This window comes from Streptomyces sp. NPDC003327, assembly GCF_053589515.1.
Genome location: NZ_JBSFSA010000011.1, coordinates 48,441 through 64,766, shown reverse-complemented (window position 1 = coordinate 64,766; position 16,326 = coordinate 48,441). Strand labels below are relative to the sequence as shown.

Here is a 16,326-nt window from a genome sequence, read left to right as displayed (position 1 = left end):
TTCGCGCCTACCCGCTGAGGGGCGCTGCTGGCGGGGAGGCTTACGCGGAGTGGAGAGTTGGGCCGTCCCTGGGCCGTCCGAGGGCGGCCCAGGGGCACCAACACTCACCAGCAGCCACCAGTCCTCGGTCGCTGCGACCTGGATCAATGGCAGGAACCCGAGGCCAGCAGGGAGGCTCGCCACTTCCTGTGCAACAACAAGCAGCGACAGCCCGTCGATGTGTTGCCCTTGCCTTACTCGGAGGACTGGCGAGCCCGCACCCACCAGCCCCTGCTGGCCAGGGGGAGCCATACAGGGAGCCACGCGGGGCGACACCCAGCGGACGTAAGCGGACTTCAGCGGCCACAGTGGCTCCCCTGAGGCCTGGCGAGCGGGCGTCTGACGGAGGCCGGGGGAGGGGGCGCATTACCCCCGGCGTAATCGACCCTCCGCCCGTCGCACGGCAGGCTCTGTTCCACCGGAACCCGGGCGGCGCACTCCGACCGGGCTCCGGGACCACCCCGTCCCGCACGACCCCATCTGGAGGGTGATCCGTCATGTCCCAGGCCCTGCTCGCCGGTCTCGCCCGCACCACCCGGCCGCAGTCCGCGGTGCGCCGCTTCCTCGCCCTCGACGCCGCCGTCACCGGGGCCAACGGCATCGCCTACGTGGCCGCCTCCCGCCCCCTCGGCGAACTCCTCGGCGTCGACGCCGGCCTGCTCCTCGGACTCGGTCTCTTCCTCACCGCCTTCGCCGCGGGCGTCGCCTGGCTGGCGAGCCGCCCGCAGCCCCCGGCCCTCGCCGTCAAGCTCGTCGTCGACGCCAACGTCCTGTGGGCCGTGCTCAGCGTCGTCGCCCTCGTCGCCTGGCTGGAGCCCACCACCGCCGGGCTCCTGTGGACCCCGACGCAGGCGGCCACCGTCGCGGGCTTCGCCGGACTCCAGTGGGCCGCCCTGCGGGCCGCCTCCGTCAGCCGTTGAGAGAACGCAGGTACGCGACCGTCTCCGGGTCGGCCGGGAGGAACGTCTCGATGGCCAGCTCGGCGACGGTCACGTCCATCGGAGTGTTGAACGTCGAGATCGACGACACGAAGGACAGCACCCGCCCGTCGTGCTCGATGCGCAGCGGCAGCGCGAAGTACGGATACGGCTCCGCGTCCGGCCGGTCCTCCGGGCCGACCTCCTCCGGCAGCGGATAGGCCGCCACCTCCTCGTACAGCGTGCGCAGTTGCTCCGAACGGGCCAGGGCGATCTGACGGTCCATCTGGGCCAGGAGGTGACCGCGCCACTCCCGCAGGTTCCGGATCCGCGGCGCGAGGCCCTCCGGGTGCAGGGTGATCCGCATCGCGTTCATCGGCGGGGTCAGCAGGTGCTCCGGCAGCCCGTCGAGCAGCAGCCCGATGCCCTTGTTGGCCGCCACCACCGTGTACGTGCCTTCCACCACGAGCGCCGGATACGGCTCGTACCCGTCGAGCAGCTGCTGGATGCCCCAGCGCAGCGTCTCCAGGTTCGGGGCGTCGAGCGGCGACTCGGCGTACCGGGGGGCGTACCCGGCGGCGAGCAGCAGCGCGTTCCGCTCCCGCACCGGCACCTCCAGGTGCTCCGCGAGCCGCAGGACCATGTCCTCGCTCGGCCGCGAACGGCCCGTCTCGACGAAGGAGATGTGCCGCGCGGACGAATCCGCGCGCAGCGCCAGCTCCAGCTGGCTCAACCGCCGCTGCTCGCGCCATCCGCGCAGCAGCGGCCCCACGCCCGTGTCGCTCACGACAGTTGTCATGGCCAGACGGTATCCCAGAGGGAGACCCGGGTAGCTACCTCCCGTGGCGCCCTGTCCGCCCGCCCCGACCCGCCACGCCGGGGCCCACCCCGCACCGCCCGACCGGAGGGAGCACCGCGTGTCCACACAGCCGCTGTCGCAGAAGGAGATCGAGGACCGCCTGCGGGAACTCCCCGGCTGGTCCGTCGAGGACGACCGCCTCACCCGCTCCTACCGGCTCGCGGACCACTTCGCCGCGACCGCCCTCGTCGTGCACGTGGCCCAGCTCCAGCAGGAGCTCGACCACCACTCCGACCTGACCCTCGGATACGACTCGGTGACCCTGTCCGTGCACACGCACTCCGCGGGCGGCGCCGTCACCGAGAAGGACTTCACCCTCGCCGAACGCGTCGAACGCATCGCCCCCGGCCACGGCGCGCACTGACACGACGCCCAGGGGGAGACCACCACCAGGACCATGCCCGACGACGAGGCCGAGGCCGCGCGGTACGACGAGACCCAGGGGCGGGGTGCCCCGCGCGGACGCGGCGGCCGCCGGGGTGCTGCGGCTCGTGCCGCCCGCCGCGCGCACCCTCCTCGACCTCGCCTGCGGCACCGGCCTCGTCACCGAACGGCTCGTCCGGCCCGGGCTCCGCGTGTACGGCGCCGACGCCGCGACCACGGACCGCCGACCAGGACGGTCCCGGCCCGAGCCACCCCCTGGCCTGCTGGGTCAAGCGCGGCTGAAGTCCATCACCCAGTTCGTCACCCACTCCCCGGACCCCTCGGGCGCGAACGCCTGCTCCCAGCGTGCCGCCCGGTCCGTGATCCCGCTGTAGCCGCGCGAGGGGAACGTGATCTCGTCCACGTGCGCCCCGCCGCCCCAGTGCAGACGTCCCGACGTGTGGCCGTCGAACTCCTCCCAGCCGCTCGCCGGATCGAGGAAGTCGACGAGCCGCCGGTTGCGGACGTGCCACGGGCCGTCGAGGAACGCGAACCCGTGCCGCCCCTCCACCGTCGCCCCCGCGTCCCGGGGCGTCACGCCGTCACCTCCGTCGTGCCGGTGCGCAGCGCGTCCGCGAGATAGCCGGGCAGGTCCGGGGCGGCCGGAGTCAGCACGTGGCGCACCCAGGCGCTCCGCTCGTGCCCGTACGGCGCCAGCTCCCAGACACAGCCGATCCAGGAACGGTCGACGCGCACGAAGTGGGCCGGATCGGTGTCCGGGCAGCCGAGCGCGGCCTGGCCGGCGGCGGCGCCGGTGAACTGGAGGACGTTGTCCCAGACCCAGCTGTACACGTTGAGGTACGCGCCGCTGTCGGCGCCCCGGTGCAGCACCACGAAGCCCGCCGGAGGGGTGCCGTCCGGCTCGGGAAGGAGTGCGGGGAGCAGGGCGTACGCGGCCCGCTCCACCTCGGGTTCGATCCCGGCGGGACCGGCGGAGACGTGGTAGCGCTTGAGGTGCCGGCCGCCGATCTCGACCGGCGGCAGCGCGAGGAGGTTCTTCTCTGCGAAAGCCATGGCTGGACTGTAGGAAGACTTCACTGACACCTTGTGTCAGTGAAGTCCAGCCGTCTCCTCTCGATCCTGCTGCTCCTCGGGACCCGGCACCGGATGACCGCCGCCGAACTGGCGGCCGAGCTGGAGGTCTCCGTGCGCACCGTCTACCGGGACGTCGAGTCCCTGCACGCGGCGGGCGTCCCGCTCTACGGGGACGCCGGGCACCGCGGCGGCTACCGGCTCCTCGCCGGGCACCGCCACCGCCTCACCGAACTGTTCACGCGCGAGGCGGAGGCGCTCGTCCTCGCCGGGATGCCGGGCGCGGCCGAAGGGCTCGGCCTGGGCGCGCACTTCGTGGACGCCCAGCTGAAGCTGCGGGCCGCCCTGCCCGCCCCGCTGCGCGAGCACGTCGACCGGCTGCGGGCCCGCTTCCACATCGACGCCCCCGGCTGGTACGCGGAGGACGCGGGGCCGGCGGCGGCGCCGTTCCTCCCGGAGGTCGCCGAGGCCGTACGGAACGGGCGGATCCTTCAGGTCCGCTACCGCCGCTGGAAGGAGCCGACCGACGTCGACCGCCGACTGCTCCCGTACGGCCTCGTCCTGAAGGCGGGCCGCTGGTACCTCGTCGCGGCCCCGGCCCCGGCCCCGGCTCGGGCGGAGGGCCCGGCCGAGGGTCCGGTCCCGGCCGAGGCCCCGGCCGACGTCCGGGCCCCGGCCTCAGTCCCGGCGCCTGCGGCTCCCGCCGCTCCCCCCGGTGCCGCCGCGACCGGCGTCGGGGCGCCCCGCACCTTTCGGGTCGACCAGATCCTCGCGCTCACCGTCACCGACGAAGAGGCTCCGGTCCCGGCGGACTTCGACCTCGCCGCCCACTGGCGGGCGAGCCAGAGCGACTTCCACGCCCGGCTGCACCGCGGCGAGGCGGTCGTCCGGCTCTCCGCGCGCGGGGCGGCGCGCCTCACCGGCGCCGCCGCGCGTGCCCTCGCCGAGACCGGCACCCCGGACGGCGACGGCTGGACCCGCGCCACGCTCCCCGTCGAGTCGACGGAGCACGCCCACGACACCTTGCTCGCGCTCGGCGCGGACGTGGAGGTCCTGGCCCCGGTGGAGCTGCGGAACCGGATCGCCGCCACCGTACGGACCCTGGCCGCGCGCTACGGCTGAGCCGACCTTCCTTTTGCCGTACCGGCAACATTTCTGGCGATCCGGAACGTCCGGTCGCACGCTGGAGCCATGACCCAGCATCGCGACTCCCGCCCCGCGCCCGCGCACATGCCCTCGGACGCCCACGCCCACGCCCATCAGCACACCGACAAGCACCACCACCACCCGCACCACGGCGGCACCCAACCCGACTGGAACGAGCTGGCCGCGCACCTGGAGCGCGAGGCCGAGCTCGCGAGCTCCGCCTACGCCGAGGCCGCCGCCTGGGTGGGCACGCTCGGCCCGCGGGACGGCGTCCGCCGGATCCTCGACATCGGCAGCGGCCCGGGCGTCGTCACCGCCCTGCTCGCCGAGGCGTTCCCGGCCGCCGAGGCGGTCGCCGTCGACGGGGCCACCGAACTCCTCGACCGCGCCCTCGCCCGCGCCGGGGCCCGCGGGCTCGGCGCCCGCGTCTCCGCCCGCCACGCCGAACTCCCCGACGACATCGGCACCCTGGGCGAGGCCGACCTGATCTGGGCGGGCAACTCCCTGCACCACATCGGGGACCAGCGGGCCGCGCTCGCCGAGTTCGCCGCCCTGCTCCGCCCCGGTGGCACCGTCGCCCTCGTCGAGGGCGGGCTGCCCACCCGGCACCTGCCCAGGGACCTCGGCTGGGGCCGGCCCGGCCTGGAGGCCCGGCTGGACGCCCTGAACGCCGACCGGTTCGCGCAGATGCGCGCCGAGCTGCCCGGCTCCAAGGGCGAGGCGGAGGACTGGCGGGCGCTGCTCGCCTCGGTCGGCCTCACCCCGGCCGGCACCCGCACCTTCCTGACCGACGTTCCCGCGCCCGTCCCGGCGGGCGTCAGGGAGCTGGCCGTCAGCCACTTCGGCCGCCTGCGCGAGTTCCTCGCCGGCGCGCTCGACACGGAGGACCGGGCGACCCTGGACCGGCTCCTCGACCCGGCCGACGAGCAGTCGCTGCACCGCCGCCCCGATCTGTTCCACCTGACGGCCCGTACGGTGCACGCCGCCCGCAGGGGATGACCCGGCGGCGCCCCGCAGGCTCACCCGCCGCCGACGATCAGGACACCGGCTCCAGCTGCCACCACTGGAACGGGGAGTCGGTGTCCTCCCACTGCCGCACGTTGCCGCCGTCCTCCTTCGACTCCTCGGCGACCTCCAGGAGCAGCCCGCTGATGAAGCTCACCAGCGCGACCGTGTCAGGCGACTGGAGATCCCGCTCGATGATCCACTCCTGCGCGCCGAAGTTGTTCGCCTTCCACTGCTGGACGTTGGCGCCGTTCTCCGTGGAGGCGTTGGCGACGTCGAGCCGCTTCCCGCTGGCCGCGTTCACCAGGTGGTAGAGGCCCCCGCCGTTCGGTACGGGCACGATGTGCCACTGCTGCCCCGGCGTGCCGTTCTCGGTGCCCTGCTGGACGTTGGCCCCGCTGCGCGAGGACCCTTTGTACACCTCGAGGAGCAGCCCGCTCGCCACGTTCCGCACCCGGTAGAGCCCCTTCGCCACCGGCGTCGGCGCCCCGCCCCCCGTACTCGCACCCACACCCGTACCCCTCTCTCGTCCGTACGACATGACGACACGAAGGCCCCGGTGCCGGCCGCGAGCGCGGCACCGGGGTCCTTCCTCACCGCCGCGCCGTCAGGCGCCGGCGCTGAACTCGGCCGGGTCCGGGCCCAGGCGACGGCCCTCGTCGAGCGCGGCGATCGCGGCCAGGTCCTCGGCGTCCAGCTCGAAGTCGAAGACGTCGATGTTCTCGCGGATGCGCGAGGGGGTCACGGACTTCGGGATCACGACGTTCCCGAGCTGGAGGTGCCAGCGCAGCACCACCTGGGCCGGAGTCCGCTCGTGCTTCCGCGCGATCGCGACGATCGCCGGGACCTCCAGGAGCCCGCGGCCCTGGCCGAGCGGCGACCAGGCCTCGGTCGCGATGCCGTGCCGGGCGTGCACCTCGCGCGCGGCCCCCTGCGCGAGCTGCGGGTGCAGTTCGATCTGGTTCACGGCCGGCACGACGGACGTCTCGCCGATCAGCCGCTTCAGGTGCTCCGGCAGGAAGTTGGAGACGCCGATCGCCTTGGCGCGCCCGTCGGCCAGGATCTTCTCGAACGCCCGGTACGTGTCGACGTACGCGTCCTTGGCCGGCACCGGCCAGTGGATCAGGTACAGGTCGACGTAGTCGAGGCCGAGCTTGTCGAGCGAGGCGTCGAAGGCGCGGAGCGTCGCGTCGTGACCCTGCTCGCTGTTCCACAGTTTGGTGGTGACGAACAGGTCCTCGCGGGGGATGCCGGAGGCGGCCACGGCGCGGCCCGTGCCGCGCTCGTTCTGGTAGATCGCCGCCGTGTCGATCGAGCGGTACCCGGCCTCCAGGGCGACGGCCACCGCCGTCTCCGCCTCGTCGTCCGGCACCTGCCAGACACCGAAGCCGAGCTGCGGCATCCGGACGCCGTTGTTCAGGTTGATCGAGGGGACCTTGCTGTCCGTGCTCACGTGGGAAGGTTCCTTACGTCGTCGCGGTCGTACGGGGACGCGCGCCCGCCCCTGCGGACTCGGGACACGCCTCTCCCTCAGCCTCAACGATCGACCCCCGCCCCGCATTCCGCACGCACGGACAAGACCGAACCCGGCCATCCGTACCCGACCAGGCGTACCCGACCCGCAGGGGACCCGCCCCGCCGCACCCGGCCGGACGCCGGTCAGCCGTACAGCGCGTCGACCTCCGCCGCGTACGCCCGTTCGATAGCCTTCCGCTTCAGCTTCAGGGAGGGCGTGAGCAGCCCGTGCTCCTCGCTGAAGGGATGCGCCAGGATGCGGAAGGTGCGGATCGACTCCGCCTGCGAGACGAGCGTGTTGGCCGCGATCACCCCCCGCCGGATCTCCGTCTCCAGCGAGGGATCGCGCACCAGCTCGGCGGGGGCGAGCGGCGGCCGCCCCTGCATCGCGAGCCAGTGTTCCACCGCCTCCTGGTCGAGCGTCACCAGGGCCGCCACGTACGGGCGGTCGTTGCCGACCACGATGCACTGGGCGATCAGCGGATGCGCCCGCACCCGCTCCTCCAGGCCCGAGGGGGCGACGCTCTTGCCGCCCGAGGTCACCAGGATCTCCTTCTTCCGGCCGGTGATCGTCAGATAGCCGTCCTCGTCGAGCGCCCCCAGGTCGCCGGTGGCGAGCCAGCCGTCGTTGAGGACGGCCGCCGTCGCCTCCGGGTCGCCGAGGTAGCCGGAGAAGACCTGGCCGCCGTGCAGCCACACCTCGCCGTCCTCCGCGATGTGCACCGTCGTCCCCGGAACGGGCTGCCCGACCGTGCCGTACTTGACGCGCCCGGGCGGGTTCGCGGTGGCGGCGGCCGAGGACTCCGTGAGGCCGTACCCCTCGTAGACCGTGACGCCCGCGCCCGCGAAGAACAGGCCGGTCCTGCGGTCCATGGCCGAGCCGCCCGACATCGCGTGCCGGACCCGGCCGCCCAGGGACTCGCGGACCTTCACGTACACCGTCTTCTCGAAGAACTGGTGCTGCACGCGCAGCGCCGCCGACGGCCCAGGGCCGAGGCCGAACGCCTTGTGCTCCAGGGCCTCGGCGTACCGGACGGCCACGTCCACGGCCTTGTCGAACGCACCGACCCGTCCCTCGCTCTCCGCCTTGCGGCGCGCGGCGTGGAAGACCTTCTCGAAGATGTACGGGACGGCGAGGACGAAGCTCGGCCGGAACGCCGCCAGGTCCGGCAGCAGTTCGGCGGCGGTCATCACCGGCTGGTGGCCCAGCTTGACCCCGCCGCGCACCGCCGCGACCTCCACCATCCGGCCGAAGACGTGCGCGAGCGGCAGGAAGAGCAGCGTGGCGGCCTCGTCGCCCGGCCGCGAGTGGAAGACCGGCTCCCAGCGGCCGATCAGCATGTCCGACTCGAACATGAAGTTCGCGTGGGTGATCACACAGCCCTTCGGGCGCCCGGTCGTGCCCGAGGTGTAGATCACCGTGGCCACCGAGTCCGGCGTCACCGCCCGCCGGTGCCGGTGCACCACGTCCTCGTCGATCCCGGCCCCGGCCTCCGTCAGCTCGGCCACCGCCCCCGCGTCCAGCTGCCACAGCCGCTGGAGCCGGGGCAGCCGGTCGACCACCGAGCCGATCGTCATCGCGTGGTCCTCGTGCTCCACGACGCACGCCGTGACCTCGGCGTCGTGGAGCATCCAGAACACCTGCTCGGCGGAGGAGGTCGGATAGACGGGCACGGGCTGCGCGCCGATCGTCCAGAGCGCGAAGTCGAAGAGCGTCCACTCGTAGCGGGTGCGGGACATGATCGCGACCCGGTCGCCGAACCGCACGCCCTGGGCGATCAGCCCCTTGGCGAGGCCGAGGACCTCGTCCCTGAACCGCGCCGACGTCACGTCCCGCCACACGCCGTCGGAGCCCTTGCGGCCGAGCGCGATCCGCCCGGGCGTCGCGAGGGCGTGGTCGAACACGGCGTCCGCAAGACCGCCGACCAGGGGGGCCGCCTCGACGGGCGGCACCGTGAACTCGCGCACTGACCTGCTCCTCCCTCGACGGCTCGATGGCTGAAAGGGGCCGTTGTCGCTCTCCGTACGGCGCGGGTGACGGTACCCCACCCGCCAGCGCGGCGGGAGGGCCTTCACCAAGCCGGGACAATCCGTGTTCCCACAGGTCAGGGTGGGTGAACGGATCAAGTCGGAGCAGTGCCGGGCCCGTTCCCGACCGACCGGTACGTCCTCCGGGGCGCCAATCTCCACGGAATCTGTACGGGCCCGGCACGCACCGGGCCCGCCGCGCCCCCTCAGCCCCGGAGGGGCGGGTTCCGTGCGATCCGGGCGATGCCGCAGGATGGGGGAGCGCGACCACCCCACGGAGCAGTGGAGCCCATGACCCCCCGCACCAACCGCCCCCGCACCAACCGCCCCCGCGTCACCCGCCGTACTCCCCGCACCCGCACCGCCGGCCCCGCGGCCCCCGGCCGCCCGCGCTTCCTGCCCGCCCGGCTGCCGGTCGACGGCTACGTCCTCGCCCTCCTCGCCACGGTCGGCCTCGCCGCCCTGCTTCCCGCCTCCGGCCCGGCGGCCACCGTCGCGGAAGGCGCCTCCACCGGGGCCGTCGCCCTCCTCTTCTTCCTCTACGGCGCGCGGCTCTCCACCCGCGAGGCGCTCGACGGCCTGCGCCACTGGCGGCTCCACCTCACCGTCCTCGCCTGCACCTTCCTCCTCTTCCCGCTCCTCGGCCTCGCCGCCCAGGGCCTCGCGCCCACCGTCCTCACCCCGTCCCTCGCTCAGGGCCTCCTCTTCCTCTGCCTCGTCCCCTCCACCATCCAGTCCTCCATCGCCTTCACCTCGATCGCCCGGGGCAACGTGCCCGCCGCGATCTGCGCGGGCTCCTTCTCCTCCCTCGCGGGCATCGTCCTCACGCCCCTGCTCGCGGCGCTCCTCCTCGGCGGCAGCACCGGCGGCCTCTCCGCCGACTCCCTGCTCGGGATCGTGTTCCAGCTGCTCGTCCCCTTCCTCGCCGGGCAGGTGCTGCGCCGCTGGATCGGCGGATTCGTCACCCGTCACAAGAAGGTCCTCGGGTACGTCGACCGCGGCTCGATCCTGCTCGTCGTCTACACCGCCTTCAGTGAGGGCATGAACGCCGGCGTCTGGCAGCTCGTGACCCCGGCCCGGCTCGGCCTGCTCCTCGCCGTCGAGGCGGTGCTGCTGGCGGTGATGCTGACACTGACCTGGTACGGCGCGAAGCGGCTCGGCTTCGGCCGGGCCGACCGGATCGCCGTCCAGTTCGCCGGTTCGAAGAAGAGCCTGGCGGCCGGGCTGCCGATGGCGAGCGTCCTCTTCGGCGCCCAGGCCTCCCTGGCGGTGCTGCCCCTGATGCTCTTCCACCAGATGCAGCTGATGGTCTGCGCGGTCCTCGCCACACGCCGCTCCCGCGACGAGGACGCCCCCCTCGCCTCCGCCCCCGCGCCCACGCAGGCGCCGGAACCGGCCACCTCACCCGCACCGGCGGCCCCGGGAACCCCGCCCGTCCCGCGCTGATCATCCGGGCGGATACCGTGGCCCCATGACCCGTCAGAGCCGCCCCCTCGGTGCGACCCGCGTCCCCATACGCTACGGAGCCCGCCCCTGCTCCCTCGTCGTCTGCCGCGGCTGCTGCTGCGGCGACGCCCGCAAGAACCCCGGCACCGACCACGCCGGGCAGCTGGACCGCCTCCGGGAGGCCGCCGCGCGCTCCGGCGGCCGGCTCTCCGTCCGTACGAGCGACTGCCTCGGCCCCTGCGCGCAGGGCAACGTCGTCGTGGTCCAGCCCTCCACCGAAGGCCGACGGCGCGGCGGCCGGGCCGCCTGGATCGGCTTCACCCTGGACGACGACTCGCTCGACGCCATCCTCGCCTGGACGGAGGCGGGCGGCCCCGGCATCGCCCCGCCCCCGGAGGCGCTCACCCTCCAGATGATCGACCCGCCGAAGAACTGACGCTCCGGCGAGGACCGCTCAGAGCGCGATCCGGTGCTCTCCCGCGTACACGTTCATGTCGGCCCCGCGCAGGAAGCCGACCAGCGTCATCCCCGTCTCCGCCGCCAGGTCCACGGCGAGCGAGGACGGCGCGGAGACCGCGGCGAGCACCGGGATCCCCGCCATGACGGCCTTCTGCGCCAGTTCGAAGGAGGCCCGCCCCGACACCAGGAGCACCGCCCGGCTCAGCGGCAGCAGCCCCTCCCGCAGCGCCCGCCCCACCAGCTTGTCCACGGCGTTGTGCCGGCCCACGTCCTCCTGCACGTCCAGCAGCTCGCCGTCCTCCGTGAACAGCGCCGCCGCGTGCAGCCCGCCGGTCGAGTCGAAGACCCGCTGCGCCGCCCGCAGCCGGTCCGGAAGGGCGGCGAGCACCGCGGGCGTCAGCCGCAGCGGGGGAGCGTCGGCGATCGGGAACCGGGCGGTCGTACGGACCGCGTCCAGGCTCGCCTTGCCGCACAGCCCGCAGGACGAGGTGGTGTAGACGTTCCGCTCCAGGGAGATGTCGGGGATCCTCACGCCCGGGGCCGACTGCACGTCCACCACGTTGTACGTGTTGACGCCCTCGGCCGTCGCCCCCGCGCAGTACAGGATGTTCCGCACGTCGGAAGCGGCGGCGAACACCCCCTCGCTCACCAGGAACCCGGCCGCGAGGGCGAAGTCGTCGCCCGGGGTCCGCATCGTGATCGCGATCGGGCGGCCGTTCAGCCGGATCTCCAGCGGCTCCTCGGCGACCAGCGTGTCCGGCCGGGTGTTCACCGCCCCGCCCCGGATCCGCACGACACGCCGTCGCTCGGTGACCCGTCCCATCCCACGCACCCCTCTCTCTCCCCGTACCGGAATCCGAGCGCCCATTCTCCTCCTTCCGCCCCCCCACCCGGCGAGCCGGGGCGGCGCACGGGCCTTGTCGCGGTCGGCCAACCGATTCGGGGGAATCTTGGTGGTTTACGTCACCGGTTACCGATCAGTCGCTGGCAAGACTGGGTGGTTCCTGCCGGACGAACGATTCACCTAGGGGGTCCCGGGCATGACGGGCACTCGCATCTCGGGGCTCGGGCACTACCAGCCCGCCAAGGTGCTCACCAACCACGACCTCGCCGAGATCGTCGAGACCGACGACGCGTGGATCACCTCCCGGGTCGGCATCCGCACCCGCCACGTCGCCGGCCCCGAGGAGCCCGTCGACGAACTCGCCGCGCACGCCGCCGGGAAGGCCCTCGCCGCCGCGGGCCTCACCGCCGCCGACGTCGACCTCGTCCTCGTCGCGACCTCCACGGCGATCGACCGCTCGCCCAACACCGCCGCCCGGGTCGCCGCCCGCCTCGGCATGGCTTCGCCCGCCACCCTCGACCTCAACGTCGTCTGCGCCGGATTCACGCACGCCCTGGCCACCGCCGACCACACCGTCCGCGCCGGGGCCGCCCGCCGCGCCCTCGTCATCGGCGCCGACAAGATGACCGACGTCACCGACTGGACGGACCGGACCACCTGCGTCCTCGTCGGCGACGGCGCGGGCGCCGTCGTCGTCGAGGCCACCGAGACGGACACCGGCGCCATCGGCCCCGTCCTGTGGGGCTCCGTCCCCGAGATGGGCCACGCCGTCCGCATCGAGGGCACCCCGCCGCGCTTCGCCCAGGAGGGCCAGAGCGTCTACCGCTGGGCCACCCAGCAGCTCCCCGCCCTCGCCCGGGAGGCCTGCGCGCGCGGCGGCGTCGCGCCCGAGGAGCTCGCCGGCGTCGTGCTCCACCAGGCCAACCTGCGGATCATCGAGCCGCTCGCCGCCAAGATCGGCGCCGTCAACGCGGTCGTCGCCCGGGACGTCGTCGACTCCGGCAACACCTCAGCCGCCTCGATCCCCATGGCCCTCGCCAAGCTCGTCGAGCGCGGCGAACTCGCCTCCGGCGCGCCCGTCCTCCTCTTCGGCTTCGGCGGCAACCTCTCGTACGCCGGTCAGGTGGTCCGCGTCCCCTGACGGCCGCGGCGCGCCCCGTTCGGCGGAGCCCGGTGGCGGCGGGCCGGGGGCGGGCCTAGCTTCGATCGCGGCGAGGGTCGCCGCACCGCCCGGTACGGAACGGCTCCGTGCCCCGCACCCTCGCGCGATCTGGAGGACCGCCATGCGCGCGATACGTGTCGCTTCCGCCGCCCTGCTCTCCGCGGCCGCCCTGGTCCTCGCCGCGCCGACGGCATCCGCGGCCGAGGGCGAAGGCGAGGGCACCGGCGAGGGCGGCGGCAGCGGCGACGGCGGGAACCACGACGTCACGTCGTTCGGCTTCTCCGTCACCCCCGCGACCATCGCCCCCGGCGGGACCGTCACCCTCGCGTCCGACGGCTGCGAGGTGCCGTCCGTGACCGTCACCTCGGGCGTCTTCGACACGGTCACCCTCACCGAGGGCCGCCCCGGCACCGCCACCGTCGACGTCGAGGCCAAGGTCGGCGCCCAGTACGAGATCGCCTTCGACTGCAAGGGCGAGCGCGGCACGACCACGCTGACCATCGCGTCCGGCGGCGCCCCGCACCCGCGCCCCGACACCGGCGAGGGCCCCGGCGAGGGCTCCGGCATGCCGCCCGGCGCCCACAAGGGCGTGAAGGCCGGCTACGGCGGCCCGGCCGCCTCCGAGGACCTCGGCGCCACCGAGCTGGTCACCGGCGCCGCCCTGATCGCCGGCGCGCTCGGCGCCGCCGTCGTCCTCACCCGCCGCCGCGGCGCCGACGGCCGCGCCTGACCCCGGGACCGGGGCCGAAGAACGGCCCCTCCGCCCCGGTGTGACGAGGTCCGGGGCGGAGGGGCGCCACACCGGGGGCGCGCCCCGCCGCGGGCGCCGCCCCACGGGCGCCGAGGAGGGCGTACGTGCGCGAGTCGTCGACCAACGAGGCCGGCGGGCCCGCCGGCACCGGCCGGCACGGGGCCTGGGGCCTCGTCCTCGTCGCCCTGCTCGTCGGGGTGCACCTCGTGCGCGGCGGCGCTGCCGGCCTCGACCCGGCCGGGCCCCCGCAGCCCCTGGCGGCCGCGGCCCCCGACCGGCTCGGCACCGAAGGCACCGGGGCCCTCGCCGCCACCGCCCTCGCCGACCCGCTGCCCGCCTCCTCCCCGGTCCGCGTCCGGATCCCGTCCGTCCGGGTCGACGCGCCCGTGGCGAAGACCGGCCTGGACGCCGACGGCTGGATCGAGGCGCCGCCCCCGGAGGAGGACCACCTCGCCGGCTGGTTCACCGGCTCCGTCACCCCCGGTGAACGCGGCACCGCCGTCGTCGTCGGCCACGTCGACACCCCGTTCGGCCCGGCCGTCTTCTACGACCTCGGTGCCCTCGCCAAGGGCCACCGCGTGGAGGTCGCCCGCCGCGACGGCCGTACCGCCGTCTTCACCGTCTACGGCGTCGAGGTCGTCCCCAAGGACCGCTTCCCGGCCGCCCGGGTCTACGGGGACGCGGGCCGCCCGGAGCTCCGCCTCATCACCTGCGGCGGCCCCTTCTCCCGCGAGACCGGCTACCAGGGCAACGTCGTGGTCTCCGCCCGCCTCACCGGGGTCCGCTGACGCCCGGCGCCGCCCGGACCTGACGTACTCCCGCCGAATGATTGGCCTGGACCACCCGCCGCTTGTCAGGGTGACCGCACGGAGCCGGCGTCGGGGGGCGTCGGGCTCCCCCCTGTCACCGGGGAAAACGCTGGTGAAAGCCACCGCGAACCCCTGGTAGAGTTATCCGTGTCGCCAGGGGGAACACCCCGGCGCGACACACACCCCGTCCGGGTGGCGGAATGGCAGACGCGCTAGCTTGAGGTGCTAGTGCCCTTTATCGGGCGTGGGGGTTCAAGTCCCCCCTCGGACACCAGCAGAAATGCCGGTCGATCACTGATCGACCGGCATTTCTCGTTCGCTCCTCGGCGCGCGGGCCGCGCCGCCCCGGCCTACCCTGGACGATCATGCGTCGCCCCGGCGAACGGCGGAGGCAGTCATGGCCGATGACGGCAGGAGACCAGGGGGAGCGTCGTGGGGCGGTGGGCCCCCGGCGGACGGGCCGCCCTCCGGCCCGCTGCGGGGGCAGCACCCGCCGGAGCGGCCGCGGCGCAGCCGGTGGCGGCCGCTCGTCCTCGTCGTGATCGGGGTCCTCGTCCTCGCGACGGGCATCGCCGGGCTCCTGGTCGGTACGCGGAAGGACGGCGGCGGGGGAGCGGCCACCGGTTCCTCGGCGCAGCCGGACTCCGCGGGCGCCACGGCGCCCACGCGGACCGGGCGGCCGACGGCGGAGAGCCCCGCCGCGGACACCGGGGCGCACGCCTTCGGCCGGACGCAGCGGTACGAGGACGGCGTCGAGGTCACGGTCTCGGCACCCGTCCGGTTCACCCCCTCGGCCGCGGCCGCCGGTCACACGCCGGGGAACACCGCGGTGACCGTGGAGATCACGGTGCGCAACGGGACGGAGACCCCGCTGCGGCTCGACCTCGCGCAGGTGTACGGACGGGGCGGCGACGGGCGGGAGGCCGCCCGGGTCTTCGACGTGGAGCCGCACGAGAACCTCGGGCTGAGCGGCTCCGTGCTGCCGGGACGGCAGGCCGTCGCCGCGTACGGCTTCGACCTGCCGGCCGCCGCGCAGCCCGTCCTCGACGTCGAGGTGCGGGTCGACGTCGAGCGGGACGCCGCCTTCTGGAGCGGGCCGGTGCCCTGACCGCGACCGGGGCCTTCGGCGGCCTCAGGGCTTGCGGGCCACGACCAGGCGGCAGTTCGGGCTGCCGTCCGGGCGGCGGCCCAGCGCGTCCAGCGGGGTGAGGGAGACGGTGAAGCCCGCGTCCTCCAGGCGGGCGACGACGTCCGCGAGGCGGAAGGTGCGGTAGTACATGACGAACGGCGGACGCCACAGGGCGTTCCTGACCCGCATGACCGCGTCGAAGCCCCACAGCGTCCAATAGGGGCGGGAGCCCACCGGAGGCGGCGCGGGGAGCGGGAAGGCGAAGGTGCCGCCGGGGCGCAGCGCGGCGTGGACCTGCGTGAACAGGGTGCGCTGCGCGTCCGGGAGGAAGTGGCCGAAGGCGCCGAAGCTGACCGCGAGGTCGAAGACCGGTGCGAAGGGGAGGGCCAGCGCGTCGGCCCGGACAAGGGTGGCGGCGGGGTGGGCGCGGCGGGCCCGCCGCAGCATGCCCGTACTGAGGTCGACTCCCGCGACCCGGCCCGCGCACACCGACCGCAGGACGGAGAGCCCCGCGCCGGTGCCGCAGCAGACGTCGAGCCCCGTGTCGAACGGACCGAGCTCTTCCAGGGTGCGGGTCACCGGGTCGAGGAGCCGGTCCGGGGTGCGGAAGGGGGTGGCGTCGAACTTGTCGGCGAGCAGGTCGTAACCGTGCTCGACGGAGCTGAGCGCCTGCCGGGTCAACTCGCGGAGGCTGGGGCCCTGCGGGGTGAACATGGCCCGAGCCTATGCGCTCGGAGCCGTACGGTCACGGTGACCGGCGCC

General features: G+C 74.4%; 18 protein-coding genes, 1 tRNA gene and 1 pseudogene. 12 read left to right on the top strand and 8 right to left on the bottom strand.

What is annotated here, in order from left to right:
- Positions 1 to 536: 536 nt before the first annotated feature.
- On the top strand, positions 537 to 959 hold the full coding sequence (locus tag ACWDVG_RS12930) for a hypothetical protein (RefSeq protein ID WP_451698999.1): 423 nt from the start codon (positions 537 to 539) through the stop codon (positions 957 to 959).
- Here ACWDVG_RS12930 and ACWDVG_RS12925 read toward each other — a convergent pair.
- Positions 949 to 1,755: a helix-turn-helix domain-containing protein gene (locus ACWDVG_RS12925; RefSeq protein ID WP_451698997.1), complete on the bottom strand. Its 807-nt coding sequence runs from the start codon at positions 1,753 to 1,755 to the stop codon at positions 949 to 951. The genes ACWDVG_RS12930 and ACWDVG_RS12925 overlap by 11 nt on opposite strands.
- 118 nt (positions 1,756 to 1,873) lie before the next feature.
- On the opposite strand from ACWDVG_RS12925, the gene ACWDVG_RS12920 reads away from it, so the two are divergent.
- Positions 1,874 to 2,179 carry a 4a-hydroxytetrahydrobiopterin dehydratase gene (locus tag ACWDVG_RS12920; RefSeq protein WP_451698995.1) on the top strand — a complete coding sequence of 102 codons (306 nt, stop codon included), beginning with the start codon at positions 1,874 to 1,876 and terminating at the stop codon, positions 2,177 to 2,179.
- 33 nt (positions 2,180 to 2,212) lie between these two features.
- Positions 2,213 to 2,438 (top strand): annotated as a pseudogene (locus ACWDVG_RS12915) (SAM-dependent methyltransferase); the annotation flags it as partial.
- A gap of 29 nt (positions 2,439 to 2,467) precedes the next feature.
- On the opposite strand, the gene ACWDVG_RS12910 reads toward ACWDVG_RS12915, so the two are convergent.
- Together ACWDVG_RS12910 and ACWDVG_RS12905 are read right to left on the bottom strand one after the other, a co-directional pair.
- Positions 2,468 to 2,776: a hypothetical protein gene (locus ACWDVG_RS12910; protein WP_451698993.1), complete on the bottom strand. Its 309-nt coding sequence runs from the start codon at positions 2,774 to 2,776 to the stop codon at positions 2,468 to 2,470.
- A complete protein-coding gene (locus ACWDVG_RS12905) occupies positions 2,773 to 3,252 on the bottom strand; it encodes a hypothetical protein (protein WP_451698991.1) in 480 nt (159 codons plus the stop codon). The genes ACWDVG_RS12910 and ACWDVG_RS12905 overlap by 4 nt, the downstream gene beginning before the upstream one ends.
- A gap of 39 nt (positions 3,253 to 3,291) precedes the next feature.
- On the opposite strand from ACWDVG_RS12905, the gene ACWDVG_RS12900 reads away from it, so the two are divergent.
- Both ACWDVG_RS12900 and ACWDVG_RS12895 read left to right on the top strand, forming a co-directional pair.
- Positions 3,292 to 4,392: a helix-turn-helix transcriptional regulator gene (locus ACWDVG_RS12900; RefSeq protein WP_451698989.1), complete on the top strand. Its 1,101-nt coding sequence runs from the start codon at positions 3,292 to 3,294 to the stop codon at positions 4,390 to 4,392.
- A 69-nt stretch (positions 4,393 to 4,461) separates the two neighbouring features.
- Positions 4,462 to 5,415 carry a class I SAM-dependent methyltransferase gene (locus ACWDVG_RS12895; RefSeq protein WP_451698987.1) on the top strand — a complete coding sequence of 318 codons (954 nt, stop codon included), beginning with the start codon at positions 4,462 to 4,464 and terminating at the stop codon, positions 5,413 to 5,415.
- 37 nt (positions 5,416 to 5,452) lie between these two features.
- Here ACWDVG_RS12895 and ACWDVG_RS12890 read toward each other — a convergent pair whose 3' ends face one another.
- From ACWDVG_RS12890 to ACWDVG_RS12880, 3 genes are all read right to left on the bottom strand, one after another.
- Positions 5,453 to 5,962: an RICIN domain-containing protein gene (locus ACWDVG_RS12890; RefSeq protein ID WP_451698985.1), complete on the bottom strand. Its 510-nt coding sequence runs from the start codon at positions 5,960 to 5,962 to the stop codon at positions 5,453 to 5,455.
- A gap of 66 nt (positions 5,963 to 6,028) precedes the next feature.
- On the bottom strand, positions 6,029 to 6,823 hold the full coding sequence (locus ACWDVG_RS12885) for an aldo/keto reductase (RefSeq protein WP_451699200.1): 795 nt from the start codon (positions 6,821 to 6,823) through the stop codon (positions 6,029 to 6,031).
- 257 nt (positions 6,824 to 7,080) lie between these two features.
- Positions 7,081 to 8,904 carry an AMP-dependent synthetase/ligase gene (locus tag ACWDVG_RS12880; RefSeq protein ID WP_451698983.1) on the bottom strand — a complete coding sequence of 608 codons (1,824 nt, stop codon included), beginning with the start codon at positions 8,902 to 8,904 and terminating at the stop codon, positions 7,081 to 7,083.
- A gap of 351 nt (positions 8,905 to 9,255) precedes the next feature.
- Here ACWDVG_RS12880 and ACWDVG_RS12875 point away from each other — a divergent pair, with 351 nt between their 5' ends.
- Positions 9,256 to 10,410, top strand: coding sequence for a bile acid:sodium symporter family protein (locus ACWDVG_RS12875; protein ID WP_451698981.1), 1,155 nt, complete (start codon positions 9,256 to 9,258; stop codon positions 10,408 to 10,410).
- Between the two features lie 25 nt (positions 10,411 to 10,435).
- Positions 10,436 to 10,846: a (2Fe-2S) ferredoxin domain-containing protein gene (locus ACWDVG_RS12870; protein ID WP_451698979.1), complete on the top strand. Its 411-nt coding sequence runs from the start codon at positions 10,436 to 10,438 to the stop codon at positions 10,844 to 10,846.
- A gap of 18 nt (positions 10,847 to 10,864) precedes the next feature.
- Here the strand turns inward: ACWDVG_RS12870 and fdhD are convergent, their stop codons facing one another.
- Positions 10,865 to 11,692: a formate dehydrogenase accessory sulfurtransferase FdhD gene (fdhD, locus tag ACWDVG_RS12865; protein WP_451698977.1), complete on the bottom strand. Its 828-nt coding sequence runs from the start codon at positions 11,690 to 11,692 to the stop codon at positions 10,865 to 10,867.
- Positions 11,693 to 11,909: 217 nt separating this feature from the next.
- Here fdhD and ACWDVG_RS12860 point away from each other — a divergent pair, with 217 nt between their 5' ends.
- From ACWDVG_RS12860 to ACWDVG_RS12840, 5 genes are all read left to right on the top strand, one after another.
- Positions 11,910 to 12,854 (top strand): beta-ketoacyl-ACP synthase III, encoded by a 945-nt coding sequence (locus ACWDVG_RS12860; RefSeq protein ID WP_451698975.1) that lies wholly within the window; start codon positions 11,910 to 11,912, stop codon positions 12,852 to 12,854.
- A 142-nt stretch (positions 12,855 to 12,996) separates the two neighbouring features.
- Positions 12,997 to 13,605, top strand: coding sequence for a hypothetical protein (locus ACWDVG_RS12855; RefSeq protein ID WP_451698973.1), 609 nt, complete (start codon positions 12,997 to 12,999; stop codon positions 13,603 to 13,605).
- A 125-nt stretch (positions 13,606 to 13,730) separates the two neighbouring features.
- On the top strand, positions 13,731 to 14,414 hold the full coding sequence (locus ACWDVG_RS12850) for a class F sortase (protein WP_451698971.1): 684 nt from the start codon (positions 13,731 to 13,733) through the stop codon (positions 14,412 to 14,414).
- Positions 14,415 to 14,621: 207 nt separating this feature from the next.
- Positions 14,622 to 14,709: transfer RNA gene (locus tag ACWDVG_RS12845), tRNA-Leu, on the top strand.
- Positions 14,710 to 14,832: 123 nt separating this feature from the next.
- Positions 14,833 to 15,543: a hypothetical protein gene (locus tag ACWDVG_RS12840; RefSeq protein WP_451698969.1), complete on the top strand. Its 711-nt coding sequence runs from the start codon at positions 14,833 to 14,835 to the stop codon at positions 15,541 to 15,543.
- 24 nt (positions 15,544 to 15,567) lie between these two features.
- On the opposite strand, the gene ACWDVG_RS12835 is transcribed toward ACWDVG_RS12840, so the two are convergent.
- Complete coding sequence (locus ACWDVG_RS12835) at positions 15,568 to 16,278, bottom strand: class I SAM-dependent methyltransferase (RefSeq protein WP_451698968.1); 711 nt, start codon at positions 16,276 to 16,278, stop codon at positions 15,568 to 15,570.
- Positions 16,279 to 16,326: the final 48 nt, after the last annotated feature.